Consider the following 18,565-nt stretch of genomic DNA (forward strand, 5'->3'; position numbering starts at 1 on the left):
TTATCCCATCATTTCTTATCTGCTTACTTCTACCTCGCCCCCCAGGTTGGTAGCACAAAACCATTAAACTAAAGTTCGGAATAGTCACGCAAAAAGGCGGCGCATAGACTGTGGAGCAGTATTAAATTATTACCCGCACCAAGCAAAGCACTGCACCGAAAAAAAACGTTTGGATTTAAAGTAATAATAATTTGAGAGAAGACCAAAACTGACTGTGACCATTTACGCATCATCGAACCGCGAAATAAGTAAATACAGCCCTCAGCAATTATTAAACTCTCAATAACGGTATAAAAAGGAAGTTTTGGGAACCGCGGAAAGCCCAAACAGAGAGCCCAACAAGCTGAATAAAGTTATTACCCCTCCCCTAACTTCCCTCCACATCAACAATCTCCTGTCCCGGATTTCGATCATTTAATTTCACTACACAAAGAGCAATACCCAGCAACACGACAAAAGTCGCTACCCACTCGACAAATGTAAGATATTCACCGAGGATAATTGATGAGCCGATTATTCCCACAATAGGAACCAGCAACCCAAATGGTGAAACGCAGGCAGAGGAATAGCGACGAATTAAATCACCCCATAAAATATAACCAACCAATGTCACCATGCACACTTGGTAAACAATTGAAAACCAACTGGCCGTATGCGCCTGAAAAAAGAAAACCCAGGGAGTATGGCTCTCATAAAATATCGACAAGACCAAAAGAGGTACCGGCGGCACCAATGAAGCCCAAACCATTAAGTGAAGTAAGTTAACTCCTGGCATCCTGCGGAATACGATATTCGCTATCGCCCAAGACAGCCCCGCCCCCATGATAAGGATAAATCCCACTATCGTTGTCGACCCACCTTTATCGGCATAGTAGAAGAATACAGAGAACCCTACAGCCGCTATTACCAAACCCAAGCATTGCTGCATATTTATCTTATCGCCAAACAGCATTGCGAATAGCAATAGGGTGAATGGCACCTGCGACTGCATAAGCAGTGACGCTACACCCGCTTGAATATCGGCCTTCATGGCGTAGTACATCAACCCCAGAGAGAGAAACTCTAAGAAGAAGCCGAGCGCAACAACATTGAGGATCGAGGTCTTGGGGAATGGACAAAAGAAAACCAGAGGAACAGCGACGAGGGTGAAGCGAACCGAAGCCAATAACATTGGCGGGAAGTCGGCCAGCGCCACCTTGGTTATCGGGTAATTCAGTCCAAAAATTGAGACTGCCAGCAAAGCCAACAGTATGCTTTTATACGGCATCTCTACAGCCAGTGAACAATGGACGTAACCAAAGGGTAGCAGCCTCCATTAGTCTTCTGCGCCTAATGGGCCCTTTGTCATTGTTTCAATAGCTCCCTGGTACCCATCTATTGCGGCGCCTCACACTTCTCACCAGTAGATCGCTGCTCAATTCCCTTTGCGTAGACAGAAGTGCTATTCTCCCCTGCCCGCCAATCTCTGGATGTAACGATGATATGGATGAGCTGCTGCACTGGTTTGAATTGATCGGTATCGCGGTCTTTGCCTTCAGCGGCGTACTCGCCGCCGGCCACAAACAGATGGATTTATTTGGTGCCGTGGTACTCGCCTGCGTCACCTCTATTGGCGGCGGCACCGCCCGGGACATTATTCTCAACGTCCCTGTATTCTGGCTTGAGCACACCTATTACCTGTGGATCGCCTCAATTACCGGTGTAGTAAGCTTTTACCTGATACGCTATCTAAAGGTCCCTATGCGCCTGCTAATGGTGGCAGATGCCATTGGACTCGCCGTTTTTGTGGTGCTCGGAACCCAGAAAGTACTTGAACTGGGCTATTCCGCGACCATCGCAATCGTGCTCGGCGTAATGACCGGTACTTTTGGCGGGGTGATTCGGGATGTGCTGTCCGGTGACATTCCACTTTTACTCCGGCGAGAGATCTATGCCACCGCTGCCCTTACTGGGACAGCCATACTCGTTGCATTGGACAATGTAGGGTGGCTACCCCATGAGCTGGTGGTGGCTATTGCTGTATTTGTGACCTTAGCGATTCGCCTCGCGGCATTGCGCTGGAATATCTCCGCGCCAGTGGCACGCTTCGGCAAGCACTGACCCGCTCACAGGCCTGGAACCATAAACCACTACTTAATAGCAGTCACAGGAATAATCTAAGTGCAAAAAGCCCGATTGCGCATACTCCTCATCATTCTCTTTTCCATGGTGATTGGAGCCTGTGAGCGCTCGACAGACTCTGCCCAAACCGGTCAATCCCCGCAAAAACAATACGCTCGCCTGGTAGCAAAGCCCTGCTGGTTCAAAACCGATGAAACCTGGCCTTTCACCCAGTGTTTCATGATGGAGGTGCCGGAAAATTATGCCCACCCAGAAAAGCGCAAAATCCGCTTTCCGGTCGTACGCTTCCGCGCCACAAACCCCGATCCCAAGAAAATCCCCCTACTCCATCTAGGCGCCGGAGGCCCCGGAGCCAGCATGGGGTTAGAGCCCGAGAACGCCAGCGATTGGTTGTGGCTTAACTATGCCGCCATGACAGTAGAAGACGGCCGGGATCTGTTTGTTATAGATCCCAGGGGCACCGGTATGGCCCAGCCACGCCTCACTTGCAGCGAGTTTATCGAAGATGCCGATACCGCCTTCCGGCGCAATCTGTCTCCGGAAGAAGAGGCCCGTGTTTTCTCTTTCAGTATGGAGCGCTGTTACAGTCGCCTGAGCAAAGGTGCCGACTTGGCCCAGTACAACAGTTCTGTGATCGCCAGGGATGTAGAAGAGCTGAGAAAAACCCTCAAGCTCAATAAATTCGATCTCTACGGGGTGTCCTACTCCTCCCGCTACGCCCTGACTGTGGCCCGCGACTTCCCGGAATCAGTGCGCACCCTGGTGCTTAACAGTGCGGTCTTCCCCAATATTGTCTACACGCAGCAGCTCCCACAGGACTCCCTGGCAGCCTACGAGCGCGGCCTGAAGCATTGTATCGAAGACGAGAAATGTAACAGTCGCTATCCCAATTTACGCCGCAGGCTGGAAAACCTGATCCAGACCTTAGACGAAGAGCCGCGCACCATTCCGATCAAGCACCGCTACTCAAAACAAAGCTATCCCTTTGTGCTTACTGGACAGCGCTTGCTGAGAGTTCTATTCCAGGCCCTGTATAACGAAAACTTCTACAGTGAACTGCCCAAGATGATCGAGGGCCTGGAAAATGAGGGCGATGAAGGGCTACAGCCGGCCCAGGATGCCATCGCACACTTTATGGAGATCGTACTGGACCCCTACTTTGGGGATGCAGCCGGCGTTAGCCACTTCTGCTATGAAGAGGCTCCCTTTGTCGATTTTGATCAGGCCAGGGCCAACGCTGCAGACACCGGCATTCTCGGCGGGGCCGTACGATCAGATTTGAATTTGTTGCAGCTACAGTGTCGCATCTGGGCAATCCCCTCTGCTCCACTCACTGAGTCAGAAGCCATCTCCACCCCAGTTCCAGTGATAGTGTTACACGGCGGCCTGGATCCGGTACTAGCTGCAGATGATGTCGATATCGCACGCAAAGAGCTACCGAATCACCAATGGCTGCTATTTCCCAACCTGGCTCACGATATTATTTCCGCAAGCAACTGCGCGGAGCGGGCAGTAGCGCGCTTTCTCGACAACCCTGCCGAAGATCAAACCGAAACCACCATGACTTGCCGCAAAGCGGAGCTGGCAGACCAGATTTCCACCGAAGAAGAATCTGAGTCCCAGCAAGAAGCCGAACAACAGGCCGTTGAACCCCAAGCAGCTGAGGTCCCTGCCCCGGAAAGCGGCCAATAACCAAAAACAACAGCTGAAGTTACACGACAAAAGCGGTATCAAGGATTGAGGAAAGGCCGATGGAGAGCAACAACAACCCTGCCCTGATTGAAGTTGCGGATTTGGTAGAGCTCAAAAAGACCGGCGAACCCGTAATATTGGACTGCCGCTATAGCCTGGCGGATCACGATAGTGGTGAGCGGGACTATCGGGCTGGCCATATTCCCGATGCCCATTACGCCTGCCTGCACCGTGACCTCTCTGCCCCTGTGCAACGCTACGGCGGCCGCCACCCAATGCCGAGCGCTGCACAGTTCCAGGACTACGCTCGCAATCTGGGAGTCGATAGTGACACACAGGTAATCGTCTACGACGACACCCGCCTGGGTTTTGCCGCCCGTGCCTGGTTCCTGTTTTTCTTCTTTGGCCACAAGAAAATTGGCATTCTGAATGGCGGTCTAAAAGCCTGGCTCGATGCAGGGGAAACATTGGACACAAGCGAGCCCACTCGATCCAGGCAAGGAAACTTCAGTGCACAACCAAAAGAAAATCTCTTGGTTCATTACGAGACCATCAAACAAAACCTGGGTAAAGCACCCTGGCAGTTAGTAGACGCCCGGGACAGTCAGCGCTTTGAAGGAATTGAAGAGCCTATCGACCCGATTGCCGGACATATACCCACCGCCATCAACCAGCCCTGGCAAAACATTACTGACAAAAACAATGGCAAAGTGAAATCTATTCCCGAACTCAAAGAGCAATTCGGCAACTTGGCGGACGGCAAACCACTTCTCAATTACTGCGGCTCCGGAGTTACTGCCTGCGTTAATTTCTATGCACAATATTTAGCTGGTCGCCACGACTCACTACTCTATCCAGGGAGTTGGAGTGATTGGTGTTCGCATCAGTGAAGATAAAATAGGAGTCATGGAACTTAAATACAGCAGTGCGAGAAGGCTCATGCGAACTGTAGATATAAAATAAAGCTAATAAGCCAGTTACAATTTTTACTATTGCTTATATGCCCAGCGAATCCCCCATCTCCAAATCAGAACACTCCTGCATGGGCGGTAATTGGGCTATTTGATGCTTATTCAGTCGGGCACCAGAGAATTCGCAACGATTTTTACACATAAAGATTATAAAATTAGTTAAACCGATATCCACCAGCACCTCTTTACCGCATAACATGTTAGAGGAAGCCTCCTCATAACACCCCGCCGCTCTGCACTTTATAAGGTGTAAACATGGGTACGCCAACGATCTGAAAGACCTAGGGAACCAAATCCATTCGACAGAATCTTCCGCCGATAATATTCACGGAAGAAATTAAAAAAATCCTGCTTGTTATTAAAACAGTACTCTCCATGGTTAGGGTCAAAAAAAGTGCACTGTTGAGCCATCCCAGCGGGTCCAATATAGAGAGAAACAGCATGGGCCGCCGAAAAGTGCCCAAAGACTTTACCTGACACAGTAATTATTACGTAATGATCGTTTAATTGATCTAATGATGCTATTAAAAAATCGGTCATTGATAAAGGCTGAGCTCCAGGATTAACTATTTGAATACTCGAATCTTCTCCAAGCCCAGGTACTGGATATACTCCACGCTCTCTCAGCCACGCCCCTACATTATTCATATAAGAATTATCTTTATCATGTGCCCACCCCCACTGAGACTTGGCAACACTTCTTAATTCACGAATATTTAGAGAGCGAAGTCGAGTGAATGTAAATGGACCTGCTCCAACTTTCCACTTTTCATACAAGCCCAATTTGCTTGATAGAGATACCCCTTCAGAAGCCCTACAATGTATCCAATGTGCAGTTAAGGCTCCACAAATGCCAAACGTGCTAAATCCTGCATAGTGCACCCAAACTCTTAGCGAACTCTGGGAAAAACCCCAAATTTTTTGCCCTCGATGACGCTCGGCAATTGTACTAACACGCATACAAGCAACCTCCCAACAGACAATTAAAATCCAAAAATCATCTATTTTAATTCGAACAAAAACCTACAATAAATACTGATCCGCACCTAGCCAGAGGCTTTTACCTACAAGGACTGATAACTCTCTTAGAAAATGGGGTGCGCAGATTGACACACTCTTATATTTACGCCAACCCAACAACAATAAAATAGGTCAATCAATCCTTTACCCATTGACTCAAATGAACATTGCCAAATTGATCAACATCACCAATTTTGTACTTTTAATATCTCTTTATAACCAATTATGACAAGCAACTACTCACAGCCCAATACCCGCACAGGATCTAAGTAATTCCAATATCAGCAAAATTTACTTCTCTAACACTCCCTTTCCCAGACTTAACGCCCACTATATCCAGCGCACTGTTAAAACAGTAAAAGTTAAATATGCCAAACCTGAAATAATGAATTTGGTTATATGGAAAGAATTGCGCCTCCATGGCTTTAAACCACACTTACCCCTTACCGGACAATTTTCCACCCTCTCAACCTTCAACTTAAAGGGTAATTCATCCCTAAAAGCCAAAAGAATAGCTCTCTCTTTAGATCTATATTGTGTCGGCTCTATCAAGTAGCGCTTTAGATATTGGGCAAATTTTTTTAGGTTTTGGACTTTCTTTAGGGAAAGGAAAATACATGCAGATTGGGTTGTTTTGTATGGGGAAAGTAAGATGGCCAGAACTCCAACCATCTTAAGCAAACCCCAAAACTCTATACGAGATGAAATACTTCCTGCAACACTAAGCAGAACCAATTTATGAATAGAGCTAGCTTTTCCATATCCTATCGATCTGCCATGAATCGAATTTATGTTCCGCCCGATAATGCATATTACTGACCAAGTGAAAGAAGAAGTAAAAATCCTCTTTATCCTCAAACCAAAACTCCCCAAAGTTCGGATCAAAGAAACAAGCATCCTGCTTTTGCCCGCCAAATGACTGGGCACCAACCCAAGCAGCTACTGCATGAGCGCCCGGATTCTCGTCTCGACTAGAGCGCATTTCAATTAACGCATAGGCTCCATTAATCTGTTTAAGCCGCTGTCGCAAGGAATCCCTGTTTGATCTTCCGGTAGCTGAAGAAAGCACTCTCAACCGATTTAAAAGTAACCATGCCCTATGAGAAGCTTCCCAGTTGGCACTTTGCTGCCAGGCTTGCTGTTGTGCCGCTATTCGTTGGTATTTCCCCATATTGAAAGGGATAAATCTTCGCTGATCCCAAACGCCACCCAAGTGATTTACTAAAGAGTCGTCATAAGCATGATACTTAATCCAGTGTGAAACCAGCGACAAACAGATTCCACTGCCAGAAATCTGTCGGATATTCAACACAGGAAATGCTTGGGAAAAATCCCAAGTACATACTCCACCCAACTGGCGCGCCATAGAGTAAACGCTGTACATAAAAGGTCCTACGAAAAAATTATTGTGACTCTGTACTTAAGGAGCCTCTGAATAACTACGCGGATAGAGTGAAATCTGTAACGGCCCCCTTATTAACCGTAACCATTTCTGCTCAAGGTGAAAGTGAGGCTCAAGGGTTCTTTTCTCCGACGCAGGAGTTGGAACTTTACGCGCCAACCCCACCGCCGACTTTATGATTTGGGCGCAAGTTTTTAGATTTTGGTCATATTTTAACGACAACCAAATACAGGGAAGCAAATTCAGAGAAGACAGGAAAAAGACAAAAAAGTGGAGGGGAATTAACTGTGCTAAGCGTCACAACAACAGGCAGCACTCACCGCGCCGCCTGCTTCTGCAATCTAACAACGTTTAGTCGTGCATTGGGTTGCGAAGAATTGGGCAAACAGCGTCTTCTTTCTTAGCCATATACCACTGGTGGTATTCATCGGCATAGTAGAACGGTTGGGCCATGCTGATCTCAGTGGTGATTGACCGCGATCTTTAGCATCCAGCGCCTCCTGCACAGCCGCCCTACTTGCTTCCGCCTCCTGTTTCTGGCCTTCATTCAGCCAGAAAACACAGGAACGGTACTGGGAGCCGATATCGTTACCCTGTCGCATCCCCTGGGTTGGGTCGTGGTGATCCCAGAAGATACGCAGGAGCTCTGCATAGCCCACCTTTTTCGGATCAAAGATTACTTTTACCACCTCCGCATGCCCGGTACGACCGGTGCAGACCTCATCGTAGTTCGGGTTTTCAGTGGCGCCATCGGTGTAGCCTACGGCAGTGGCAAAGACAACATCCGTATCCCAGAACCCATGCTCTGCGCCAGAAGCACCCCATACCAAAAATGGCGACCTCCAGGTGCTCGGGGAGTGGCTCTTTAATGGTGTTGCCATTTACAAAGTGGGTCCCACTGGGTATTGGATAAATATTTTTAGATTTTAGGCGCTTTTAGACATAAAGTAATTAAAGTTAAGTTGAGGGGACCGGCCTCCAAGAGCCCCAGATAACCGAGGGAGCCTTTAAATAATCTCACAATATCTCTACGGATTGTGATTACATTTCACCAAAAATACGACAGGCACTTCAAGCACAAATACAGGCCAATTTTAGGCTTACCCGAAGGCAACAAGCTGCTCACTCTTTTGGGGGAGCACTTACTAGCCAGGCAGAAATAATCAGTACACTCTGGCAATATAAACTGCATGAAATACGATGCCAGAAAACTTAGTACTGAGAAGCAGCACCTCATACGTAAAATTGCTGTTCAGCGAGTATTTGATGGAGAATCTGCGGCGGAGGTTAGTCGTAGCTTAGGGCTGGGGAGCAGAACTATTTTCCCATGGTTAAGGACTGCTAGGGAGAAAGGTATTAAAGCGCTATCTCCAAAAATTAGACCTGGACGCGGTAGAAAGCTATCAGCTATTGAAGAAAAGGAAGTCAAGCGATGGATTATTGGTAGCGATCCAAGGCAATATGGCTTTGACTTCGGATTGTGGACACGTCAGATCGTATCGGATTTGATTTTTGAGAGATTCAAGGTTGAACTTAGCATTTCTGGTGTCGGCACACTGGGCCTGACGCCACAAAAGCCTCTACGAAGAGCTTACGATAGAGATGAGAAGACGGTGAATAAATGGGTAAAGGAAGTCTACCCAAAGATTAAATCTTATGCGAAAAAAACTGGGGCAGAAATATTTTGGCTGGACGAGGCTAATATCAGATCAGACGATCCACTCCAAAGGACATGGGGAGAAAAAAGAAAAACTCCAGTGGTAAAAACGAGTGGTCAAAGACAGTCAATCAATGCGATCTCAGCTTTATCGAACAGAGTTGGCTTCTGGTGTCATATTTATAGTGAAAAGTTCACGGCAGAAAAGTGCGTAGAATGCTTCAAAAATTTCCAGAGAAGTCCGAAAAGACCAGTGATTCTCATTGTTGATGGGCACCCAGTACACAAATCGAAAAAGGTATTGGAGTATATCGATTCACAGGATGGCAAGCTTGAAGTGGTGTTCTTACCGCCATATGCACCAGACTTAAATCCAGATGAGTTGGTCTGGAATCATATGAGAAATATAGGGACCTCAAAGAAGCCGCTGAAAAAAGGTGAGACACTACTGAGTCGTGCAAATGCAGATTTGCAGAGCATCAAGAAAAATAGAAAACTTGTAAATCATTTTTTCAAGAGTCGTCTGTATTCTTTGCTGCTGCCTAGGTAATAAGCTCGAAAATCCTGCCTGTCAGCACAAGCATTCAGTGCTTCTACTAACCTATGATATCGTGCCTTATTGTAGCTAAACTGGTCTTAATATAGCGAAAGGGTTGCTCCAGCTTGGTCCCAACCTGTACTTCTTTCCATTATACGAAATCAAATTTTCTCCGGAAGAGATTTTTAGCTTGCTCGGCTTCAACGTTATGTTACAGACCATATTTCGATCTTCCCACATTTCCACGCCGATGTAGTGCCAACGGCGTGTACGATTCCGGTCTCATCATCAACACCAATAATAAGTTTCATATCAAATACCATTGCCCACCCTTCTTGATCTTGTAGATCTCTGGATTATGAGCTTTTCTTATTTTTGGTAGAACTGCGCGCACTGATAGTTCACTGATAGTTGTTGCATCTACGATGCATCCTTTTTTCAGTAATACGCCATTTTCTATGATCTGCTTGTGAATAGCCGTGAAGAGTTGACGAGCAAATTATTGTGTCTCAAGCAAATAGCAAAACTTAAAGATGATTTTTTTATCCGGGATAGGCTTTGTCAGTGCCACCCCAGCAAAGCGACGCATGACTTCGATTGCATAGAGGACGCCACATGTACGAGCTAGAATTACTTACTTTTTCCCTGTTTTCTAGTAATTCAGGCTTAAACTAACAGTGGTTACATTCTTGCTTCGCTCACTGGGAGTAATTAGTCCACCGCTTGTGATAAGTACGTTTTTTCAAAGTTCCCACTGGAGACAAAATTGCGTCGACCGGGAAGCTTCGTCTGAGTTTTTAGTCAACTAGGTGCTTGGAACATTTGGAGTAAATTTGTACTATTCTATGCGAATAAGATAATCTCGCCACCCCTGAATTAATAGCTTGATTTTGTTCTGACGATGTATTGTGCTTTATTGTATTAACCTGCTGATTATTTATCCTGCCCCCAGCATACTATATCCACCTCTCTGAAGCTTCTGTAGACTTTCGATGCCTGAGTGTTTCACTCCTCACTTGTAGCTCATTCCTGGGCCTTTTTTACCTTTACGCGGCAATAGATATTCCCGATGACTCATTAGGGCCATCTATTCCCGAAATCTTTAGAAATCAACAAAATAATGACCAAAAACTAAAGATGAGATATGGGTGAAATCTAATAATACTTGAACCTTGTGAAACCTATAAGAGTTAATGAAAGTGACTATCCCGTTTTTTAAATCCATGGCTATAGCTATGCTTCTATTCACCCTTGCAGGCTGTAGTGGCGGAGGGGGTAATAATGGCGCTACTGGCGGTGAAGATACCACTATAGCGGGGTCGCCTGCGGAAGACCCAGCTGCTGAGGACCCACCTGCTGAGGACCCACCTGCTGAGGACCCACCTGCTGAGGACCCACCTGCTGAGGACCCACCTGCTGAGGACCCACCTGCGGAAGACCCACCTGCTGAGGACCCACCTGCTGCCCCCGAAGCAGTTCAGGGTTTTACCCTGAGCTTCGAGGCAATCAAGGTTTTCCGTTTTAATTGGAGCGATGCGGAAGGGGCTACTCATTACCACCTGCTGGAAAATCCTGATGGAATTTCCGGTTTCACACGTTTAGTCGAGGATATTCCCAAGGGTAATGGGACCCTTGAGGTACAAGTCCCACTGCACGCCCGAACAAATGCGCTATATATACTGCAAGCTTGTAACAAGGTGGGAGAGCAAGATCTTTGCACTGATTCTACCTCCCTTAGCGTAAACGACACCTTGGTGGAGAGCATTGGCTACTTCAAGGCAAGTAATACAGGTATTAGGGACGTTTTCGGAGTGTCAATCGCCCTCAGCGCAGATGGCCACACCCTTGCAGTAGGCGCTACCTTAGAGGAAAGCGATGCGACCGGTATCAATGGCGACCAGGAGAACGATGATGGAGTCAACCCAGATGGAACTAGCCCAGCAGGTGCGGTCTATGTGTTTACACAGGTAGATAACGCCTGGGTACAGGAGGCCTATATCAAAGCCAGTAATAATAATGGAGGGGGTCTTTTCGGTGTTTTAGATCTGAGCGGGGATGGCAACACTTTAGCCGTTGGTGCATTCTATGAGAACAGTGGCACAACGGGTATCAATGGCGATCAAACCAATACTGACGCCCCTCAATCCGGCGCGGTCTATGTTTTTACACGTCTAGATGGTGCCTGGACACAAAATGCTTATATCAAAGCTAGCAATACATCCCCCTATGACTTATTTGGACGCTCTTTAAGCCTCAGTGATGACGGCCGTCTTCTAGCTGTAGGTGCGCCTTTTGAAGATAGCAGCACTACTGGCATCAATGGCGATCAAACAGATCCAACTGTTATACTTGGCATCCCTGACGAGAGTGGAACTTGGCAAATAGAGGATAACAATGAGAGTCAGGAAATCGGCAATACTGTGAATTCAGGAGCGGTATATGTTTTCTCCCATATAGATGACACCTGGGTGCAGGAGGCTTATATTAAGGCTAGCAATACCGGTCTTCTGGATGAATTCGGAATTTCCGTCAGCTTGAGTGGGGATGGTACAACTATGGCTGTTGGCGCGACCGGAGAGGATAGCAAAGCGGTGGGTATTAATGGCGAGCAAAGCAATGATGATGCCCTTTACTCGGGCGCTTGCTACGTATTCTCCCGTACGGATGGTAATTGGGCGCAACAGGCGTATATCAAAGCGAGCAACTCTGATTATGACGATGAGTTTGGCTTGTCAGTTGACCTAAGTGCTAATGGTAACATCTTGGCCGTTGGTGCTAATAATGAAGACAGCAATGCCATAGGCACTGATGGCGATCTAAGCAATAATGCAGCCAAAGACTCTGGTGCTGCCTATGTCTTTGCCCGTGCAGATGGCCAGTGGGCGCAGCAGGCCTATCTCAAGGCCAGCAACTCAGATGCCTCTGACAATTTTGGTGAATCAGTTAGCCTGACTGCCGACGGTCGAACTCTGGTAGTTGGAGCACCCAGAGAGGGCAGTATCGCTAAGGGTGTAGGGGGAGACCAAAACAATAACAATGCCGAAAATGCTGGCGCAGCTTATATGTTTGCTCTAGTTGATGGGACCTGGTTGCAGAAAACATATTTGAAAGCAGGCAATACTGATGCAAATGATGCTTTTGGCTTTTCCGTCAACCTCAGTGCAGATGGCGATACCCTGGCTATTGGGGCTCCCAATGAAAGCAGTAGCTCTACTGGTATTAATGGTGATCCGGATAATAACCAAGCTGAGGGATCCGGTGCGGTTTATATATACTGATAGAAGCCTGACGCCCAGTAAAATCCCCCATCTTATTTCTTGGATTGGGGGGTAGTGGCGCTTGCGTAGGCAGTTCGGTTATAGGGCTGGTATCTTTCAAAGAAAATCGCATTCTAAGAATTTAGTAAGAACTTTGCTTTTAAGATCGGCCCTCAAATCAGCAACCACCCGCATAGCGGGTGGTATGGTGAAAGCCCCCAGAGGGGGCTATTTACAACCCCGCCAGTTGCATCTGCACTTGCCGGCGTTCTTCAACCTCTTGATGCTTGATGTACTCTCGAATCATCTGCTCATCAAGACCTACTGTGCTCACTCAGTAACCCTGAGCCCAAAAGTGTCTTCCTGTGAAATTTCTCTGCACATGCCTGTACTTCCGAAATATCTGGATCGCAGATTTCCCTTTCAGAAAACCAACCGTATTGGAAACACTTAACCTTGGAGGAATCATTAACAACATATGAATGTGATTCCTCATTGCGTACCCCTCGACCAACTCAATACCTTTTTGACGACATAAGTCTCGGAATATTGCTCCAATCTCATGTCTCAATGCTCCAAATAACGCATTCTTTCTATACTTGGGCACAAATGCCACATGGTACCTGCAATAATGTTTCACGTGAGCATGGCACTGCCAATCTAGCATATGGCCTCCTTAAAGAACTTGCCGGTTCATGGAGGCCATATTTTACTCTGCACGCCGGAACGGCGGAGCCTTGTCTAGTCTCACCGCCTGAGGCGGTGGTTTACCTATTTGTTAATTAGAATGCGTTGCAATTACTGCTAGTACATCAGTTAATGGTTGCTCTTCAGCATAAAATTTAAATGGTTCACTCCGTAGATCTTCAGCCAATACATAATTAACCGAAACAGCACAAAAATTAATTAGAAAAAATAACACTAAGGTGCAATATATTTATATAGCTGATTTTCCTTAATTTCGTTAGAGTTAATCTTTGGCAAAACACTTTCACACAATGAACAATGATAATTTGTAAATTCATAAAATTCTTCATAGGAGACGCTATTTTTGATAATGGTCTGAAAACCGAAATATTTTACAACGTCAGCTATTATAGATTTTGCAAACCCAGGCCATGCATAGCCCTTTCGCATAGCATTCGTTAGGAGCACCCCTCTATGGATAGTTCCAGATTAACACTAACTAGCAAATATTCATTTCGTAACTCATAAAATAAAACGCTAAATTTTGAATCAAAATTTAAACAGTAAGATTTATCAGGGCCATCTATGATCTCAGATATGAGAAAATCGAGGCATAATTTTGTTAGTTTGTCATTCAGCGGCATAATGATCCGAAGCACCGCCATAGTCATTTATTCGAACTTCAACAGCGAAAACATAAAAATTCTTTTAATTTTAACTTTTTTATGCAAAGGACAATTGTATAGCGATCTGAAGATATTTATTGATCATGCAATATACAGCTTGATTAACATCCAATCAGCAGTATTTTGCGCACCTCATGAACAAGGTGCACAAAAAGTTATACTTTTATACCGAGCTTATTATCAACACTGAGATTACCTGATAATGCTCCTGAACTTATTGAGTTATTTTTTGATGTAATCAATTCATACCAATACATAGCCGCCTGATACAGTTCATTAACCCTTTTTACTAATGAACCCACCTCAATATTTTCAAAATATTCTTTATCACAAAGTACTACCTTTTGTGACTCTGGATTGATTGATAGCGTTGCATACTCTGTTCCTATCCACAGGTAGTTTGCTTGAAGCATCAAGTTACAGAAATGCAACTCCTGACCTTGGGGTATGCCACATATATCTAGAGTTAAAACTACAAACTCTCGGCTGTTCTCTTCATGGTGATAGATATGCATATCAATATCATCCCAAGAAATACGACATGAATCTTCTACCGGCTCCATTAATGGTTGCTGTAAGTTAATTGATAAATCCTGGATCAGTCTTTGAAAATCTAAATTCACAGTGAGTACTCTTTATAAGATCTCTAAATAGTTAAACTTGTTTTTCATGAGCCCTCAGCCAACGAATAACATCAGCTACAGGTTCAACAAATTCATCGGTTATACTTTGATCAACGCCTATCTTAGAATATAGCGCCCTTGCTAAGGGTACATTTTCAATAATTGGGACATCATTCTTGCTTGCTAAAATTTTTATCTTCCAGGATAATATAAATTCACCTTTCATAGTTACATACGGAGGCCCCGTGCTTGTATAGGTCAGCATACATTCTTATGATCTATGCCGGCTTCGTCAATTAAAGACCTGGCACCATACTCTAAAATACCTCCTTTGAATTCAAATGATGATAATACTGGCTCCTGCTCTCTATCAACTTTCTTCAATATTTTCGAATTACTAATCGAAGCACTTGCTGACTCCGAAAGTTGTGACCTCAATGAAAGAAGGGCTATTCCCTTCTTTGTTATATCTAAAGAAAAGTGTATCGAAAACCTCTTGAACTCTTCTAGAGTTCCAGCTTCAGTAAACTCATCCTTGTTAATTGCGCTCGCCAGCTCAGAAACCCTACTCACATCCTTCACATTTAAAGAAGCTTTTGTCATTTTTTAATGTTCTAGCATCAATATCCTTTCGGGATAACTTTAGCTCTATTTTGGTTTAGATTCTTATATTTATGCAAAAATGATGAAAATTCTTTAAGGCTATTATCTATTGTCTGAAGCATTGATTCCCCTAAAGGGGGCAGCTCAACTTGACGTTGGATACTATCTATAGCCTTGGGATTTTCAACGATACGAGTGACAACAAGTGGCGGACCGTTATATGAGTTCATTTAGCCCCCTTAAGTATAACAAAATAAATTAATGGCTATGCGTACAATTAATTATCGTGCATTGCTGTCAAGCAACTCCTATTTTCCTGAAGCTTACTAAAATTATTCATTATCGTTTCTCTCTCTTCTGGAGAAAGACTTCGAGGATTCAAGCCCATATAGAAACATCCAGGCTCAAAAAATTCCACCTCGTATAACTCTAAATCATATTTCCGAACCGTATGCTCCATGTAATGCATCGAGTCCCAACTCTTGGTTGCAATAACATCTACATCGCCCTCTTTAAGCATGTCTATACACTTACTTATAGATTTACAGTCAACAAATGCAAAAGCATTTGGATGTAAATTTATCAAACTTGGATCAACTCTCAAGGACGAGTCATCAGCAACATGGCTTATAGTTTTTACTTTCGAAAAAACATCCCTGCCAGAAATATTTGCTAGGTTATACCTTTCCTTGAGAGTAAAGCAATTAATAGATGCCTCACCAATCAACCTTTTTCCCAGCTTGTTGCACCCCCTGATCTGAGATAATCCATTGACTAATGACAACATCATAATTACCTAACGCTAGCTTTCTTTGAAGATCTCTAGCTGATAGTTTGTCAATTGAAAAAGGGGCGAATCCTTCTAAGCAATTATATTTTTAAAACAAAACATCTGACGCTTTACTTGATATTACGCTTTCAACTTGCACTCCAATACTTAGTGTCGAACTTATCTCTGCATCACTTGTCTTTTGTACAGCACCACCTATTATTATAGAACCAAATAGACACGATAAAAAATATCTCAGGTACATTTTTGTCGAGCCTCAGATGGAGATATTCCATATTTTGACTTATACAGCTGGGTAAAGTACGACTGACTAGAAAAACCGCTCTCTAGGGCAATATCCACCAGTCTTCTATTGGTAGTACGAATTTGGATATCTGCGTGTCGGAGCCGCTTTTCGTTAATCCAGGCTTTTGGTGAATTTTCTTTATAAACTTGTCCAAACATTTTTTTAAAAGATGTCAAGCTCATGCCTATTTGCTTCGCATATGTAGCCACAGACCAGTTCTTCGTAGTGTTGGACTCCATGAATCTTCTAAATTTCTCATGTGTAGGATTAACCCTATTTAGCAGTTCGTCAGCAAGAATTTCCCCATGCTCACTATTTAGTTTCAAGAGAAGCAGTTCTTCCAGCTTAAGAGCATTTAACCCATCATTGTCTAATCGGCCTAGCAGCCTAAAGGAGTCCAAAGTTATTCTCGTTAGCTCACAGCTTGGAAAGATGATTGGGGAAGCATACTTGGGTAATGAGGACTCCACCATTTTAGCAGCCTGTTTCTTGAGAATAAGCGCATTGTCATACCTCTCATAGAACCTGGCTAACATTGCTTCACGAATACGAACGCAAATAGCTACAATATCCTGGGACTCACTTTTATTACTCAAATTAAAGTCTGTATCAGAACCAACAAGCCAAACCTGCCCAACTGATAACTCAAATTTGGACTGGTTATATGTAATACTTGCAGAACCGGCTACCATCAAGACTAAATTAATAACCGGTGCAAATATGAAGGCAGCAGATTTTCCTTGAGGAATTGAAATAGTAATCAATTCTATTAAATCACCACTATGGTGACTTTCAATAGTTATTTCCCGTTCTGAACAGCATACCTGCCCTTTACTCAAGGCAATATTCATACTTTCAACAACTCACTAAAATTATTTCTTTAAATATACCGCTCAAACTCAACATCTATACAATAGACTTTGATAGTGCGTTAATTGTTGTACTATTATGAGAGTGTAGATCATCAATCATAGATTGAAATGCACTATTTAGGTTATCGACTAAGTTTATCTGCGCATTATTAGGAAAAGTTTCTGAGGAAAATTTACTTAGCGGGGTTTGGTAGTCCCCTACACCTCTCCAATCAGCAATACTTGCGTTATTTTTGTATGATTTTTTCCAGGGCATGGGATTGTAAGCAGGGTCCAGAGTATTCAATTTCCTTTGCTCAAAATAGAGTCTTTCATGTAGGTCATACATTACGACCATTTCAATTTCGCCTTTTAGTGAAAGCTGCTCCTGAAACCAACTATCTACTGCATTTATCCTGCTTTTTAAATCTGTAACAGCTTTTTGTTTATCCACTAAATGTTCAACAAGTAGCCCATTCATCTCAAAAACAATTTTCTCTGGTGCAACCTCAATATCATTATGATAATATCTACCTGCATCATAGACCGAAAATACACCCGCGTTGATATCCGCCCTCATCTTATTTCGCAAAGCTTCTCTTGCCGCACGAACCTCCTCACTTATTTGCTCGGGTGCTTGATCATCCTGAGTATAGAGCTTCGCAATTGCATCCACATCTTGTTCGAATGCACCATTCGCATCAAACAGAAGTAACTTGGACCCTTCTGATAGCACAGCAATCATAGCTGTAGGCGAACTTCGAGTTTGACCTAGAATCTCACCTTCTGTTGCTTCACGTACATTCCCATCACTGTCATAGCGAAATTTCGATGCTCCAAAAAGCCAAACATCCCCACCACTATCAGATAGGTTAGTTTCTTCACTTTTGGTCGCTTTCATACTATTCTGGGAGGCCATACTAATAACCCTTAGGCTCGCCCCCAATTGATTCCGGTCATACTGTCTCCTTTGAGCCTACACCAGTTTTGTATACATCTTGTGCGAAATCTATATGTTATCGAGTGACCCAGTAAGAATTTTCGGTTTTGCTAAATGCCCCGGGGAAAATTCTTGTTTCAGTACAATATTTAGTAGCCATGTTACGTAGTATCAGAATTCACGCTTTAGATTTTCCTGTTTTTTTTTTTGATTTTAGACTTTTTTCCCTGTTTCGTGGCACAGTGCTTCATCTAGCTTAGCCCCCTCAATCACTCCACTAATATGTGTGTCTGACTTCGCGTATTAAGTGTCCTGCAAGGCTTAAAGTTTATTCTGCTTCACATCTATCGCTCTAAATTTGATTTAACTCATGCTGAAGTAGTACATTTTTTTGAAGCGAGACTTCCCAGTTTATTGTTCTTCGCTGGATATCTCTCAAAG

At 44.3% G+C, this 18,565-nt stretch carries 16 protein-coding genes and 2 pseudogenes; 5 read left to right on the forward strand and 13 right to left on the reverse strand.

Annotated features, from left to right (window positions below; all coding sequences use genetic code 11):
- Window positions 1–367 precede the first annotated feature (367 nt).
- Window positions 368–1,267, reverse strand: a complete 900-nt coding sequence (locus QT397_16975; protein ID WNZ54578.1) for an EamA family transporter — start codon at window positions 1,265–1,267, stop codon at window positions 368–370.
- A gap of 215 nt (window positions 1,268–1,482) precedes the next feature.
- Between QT397_16975 and QT397_16980 the strand changes: the two genes are divergently transcribed.
- The 3 genes from QT397_16980 to QT397_16990 are packed head-to-tail and all read left to right on the forward strand — an operon-like array spanning window position 1,483 to window position 4,703.
- Window positions 1,483–2,100 carry a trimeric intracellular cation channel family protein gene (locus QT397_16980; protein WNZ54579.1) on the forward strand — a complete coding sequence of 206 codons (618 nt, stop codon included), beginning with the start codon at window positions 1,483–1,485 and terminating at the stop codon, window positions 2,098–2,100.
- A gap of 60 nt (window positions 2,101–2,160) precedes the next feature.
- Window positions 2,161–3,813, forward strand: coding sequence for an alpha/beta hydrolase (locus QT397_16985; protein ID WNZ54580.1), 1,653 nt, complete (start codon window positions 2,161–2,163; stop codon window positions 3,811–3,813).
- A gap of 59 nt (window positions 3,814–3,872) precedes the next feature.
- Window positions 3,873–4,703, forward strand: coding sequence for a sulfurtransferase (locus QT397_16990; GenBank protein WNZ54581.1), 831 nt, complete (start codon window positions 3,873–3,875; stop codon window positions 4,701–4,703).
- Between the two features lie 321 nt (window positions 4,704–5,024).
- Here the strand turns inward: QT397_16990 and QT397_16995 are convergent, their stop codons facing one another.
- From QT397_16995 to msrA, 4 genes and pseudogenes are all read right to left on the reverse strand, one after another.
- Window positions 5,025–5,744: a YopT-type cysteine protease domain-containing protein gene (locus QT397_16995; protein WNZ54582.1), complete on the reverse strand. Its 720-nt coding sequence runs from the start codon at window positions 5,742–5,744 to the stop codon at window positions 5,025–5,027.
- Between the two features lie 808 nt (window positions 5,745–6,552).
- Entirely contained in the window at window positions 6,553–7,170 is a 618-nt protein-coding gene (locus QT397_17000; protein ID WNZ54583.1) for a YopT-type cysteine protease domain-containing protein, read from the reverse strand.
- A 387-nt stretch (window positions 7,171–7,557) separates the two neighbouring features.
- Window positions 7,558–7,659: a hypothetical protein gene (locus QT397_17005; GenBank protein ID WNZ58553.1), complete on the reverse strand. Its 102-nt coding sequence runs from the start codon at window positions 7,657–7,659 to the stop codon at window positions 7,558–7,560.
- 95 nt (window positions 7,660–7,754) lie between these two features.
- Window positions 7,755–8,087 (reverse strand): annotated as a pseudogene (msrA, locus tag QT397_17010) (peptide-methionine (S)-S-oxide reductase MsrA).
- Between the two features lie 309 nt (window positions 8,088–8,396).
- On the opposite strand from msrA, the gene QT397_17015 reads away from it, so the two are divergent.
- Together QT397_17015 and QT397_17020 are read left to right on the forward strand one after the other, a co-directional pair.
- On the forward strand, window positions 8,397–9,413 hold the full coding sequence (locus QT397_17015; GenBank protein ID WNZ54584.1) for an IS630 family transposase: 1,017 nt from the start codon (window positions 8,397–8,399) through the stop codon (window positions 9,411–9,413).
- Window positions 9,414–10,594: 1,181 nt separating this feature from the next.
- Window positions 10,595–12,679: an FG-GAP repeat protein gene (locus QT397_17020; protein WNZ54585.1), complete on the forward strand. Its 2,085-nt coding sequence runs from the start codon at window positions 10,595–10,597 to the stop codon at window positions 12,677–12,679.
- Window positions 12,680–12,890: 211 nt separating this feature from the next.
- Here the strand turns inward: QT397_17020 and tnpA are convergent.
- The 8 genes and pseudogenes from tnpA to QT397_17060 form a co-directional block, all read right to left on the reverse strand.
- Window positions 12,891–13,325 (reverse strand): annotated as a pseudogene (gene tnpA, locus QT397_17025) (IS200/IS605 family transposase).
- A gap of 861 nt (window positions 13,326–14,186) precedes the next feature.
- The gene (locus tag QT397_17030; protein ID WNZ54586.1) at window positions 14,187–14,654 is read right to left on the reverse strand and encodes a type III secretion system chaperone; all 468 of its coding nucleotides are present in this window, start codon (window positions 14,652–14,654) and stop codon (window positions 14,187–14,189) included.
- A 31-nt stretch (window positions 14,655–14,685) separates the two neighbouring features.
- Entirely contained in the window at window positions 14,686–14,880 is a 195-nt protein-coding gene (locus QT397_17035) for an EscU/YscU/HrcU family type III secretion system export apparatus switch protein (protein WNZ54587.1), read from the reverse strand.
- 32 nt (window positions 14,881–14,912) lie between these two features.
- On the reverse strand, window positions 14,913–15,257 hold the full coding sequence (locus QT397_17040) for a hypothetical protein (GenBank protein ID WNZ54588.1): 345 nt from the start codon (window positions 15,255–15,257) through the stop codon (window positions 14,913–14,915).
- 17 nt (window positions 15,258–15,274) lie between these two features.
- Window positions 15,275–15,487 carry a hypothetical protein gene (locus tag QT397_17045; protein ID WNZ54589.1) on the reverse strand — a complete coding sequence of 71 codons (213 nt, stop codon included), beginning with the start codon at window positions 15,485–15,487 and terminating at the stop codon, window positions 15,275–15,277.
- A 47-nt stretch (window positions 15,488–15,534) separates the two neighbouring features.
- A complete protein-coding gene (locus tag QT397_17050; GenBank protein ID WNZ54590.1) occupies window positions 15,535–15,984 on the reverse strand; it encodes a hypothetical protein in 450 nt (149 codons plus the stop codon).
- A gap of 297 nt (window positions 15,985–16,281) precedes the next feature.
- Window positions 16,282–17,184 carry a helix-turn-helix transcriptional regulator gene (locus QT397_17055; GenBank protein ID WNZ54591.1) on the reverse strand — a complete coding sequence of 301 codons (903 nt, stop codon included), beginning with the start codon at window positions 17,182–17,184 and terminating at the stop codon, window positions 16,282–16,284.
- Between the two features lie 55 nt (window positions 17,185–17,239).
- Entirely contained in the window at window positions 17,240–18,085 is an 846-nt protein-coding gene (locus QT397_17060) for a hypothetical protein (GenBank protein ID WNZ54592.1), read from the reverse strand.
- Between the last annotated feature and the right edge of the window lie 480 nt (window positions 18,086–18,565).

It is taken from the genome of Microbulbifer sp. MKSA007, from assembly GCA_032615215.1.
Classification (GTDB): domain Bacteria; phylum Pseudomonadota; class Gammaproteobacteria; order Pseudomonadales; family Cellvibrionaceae; genus Microbulbifer.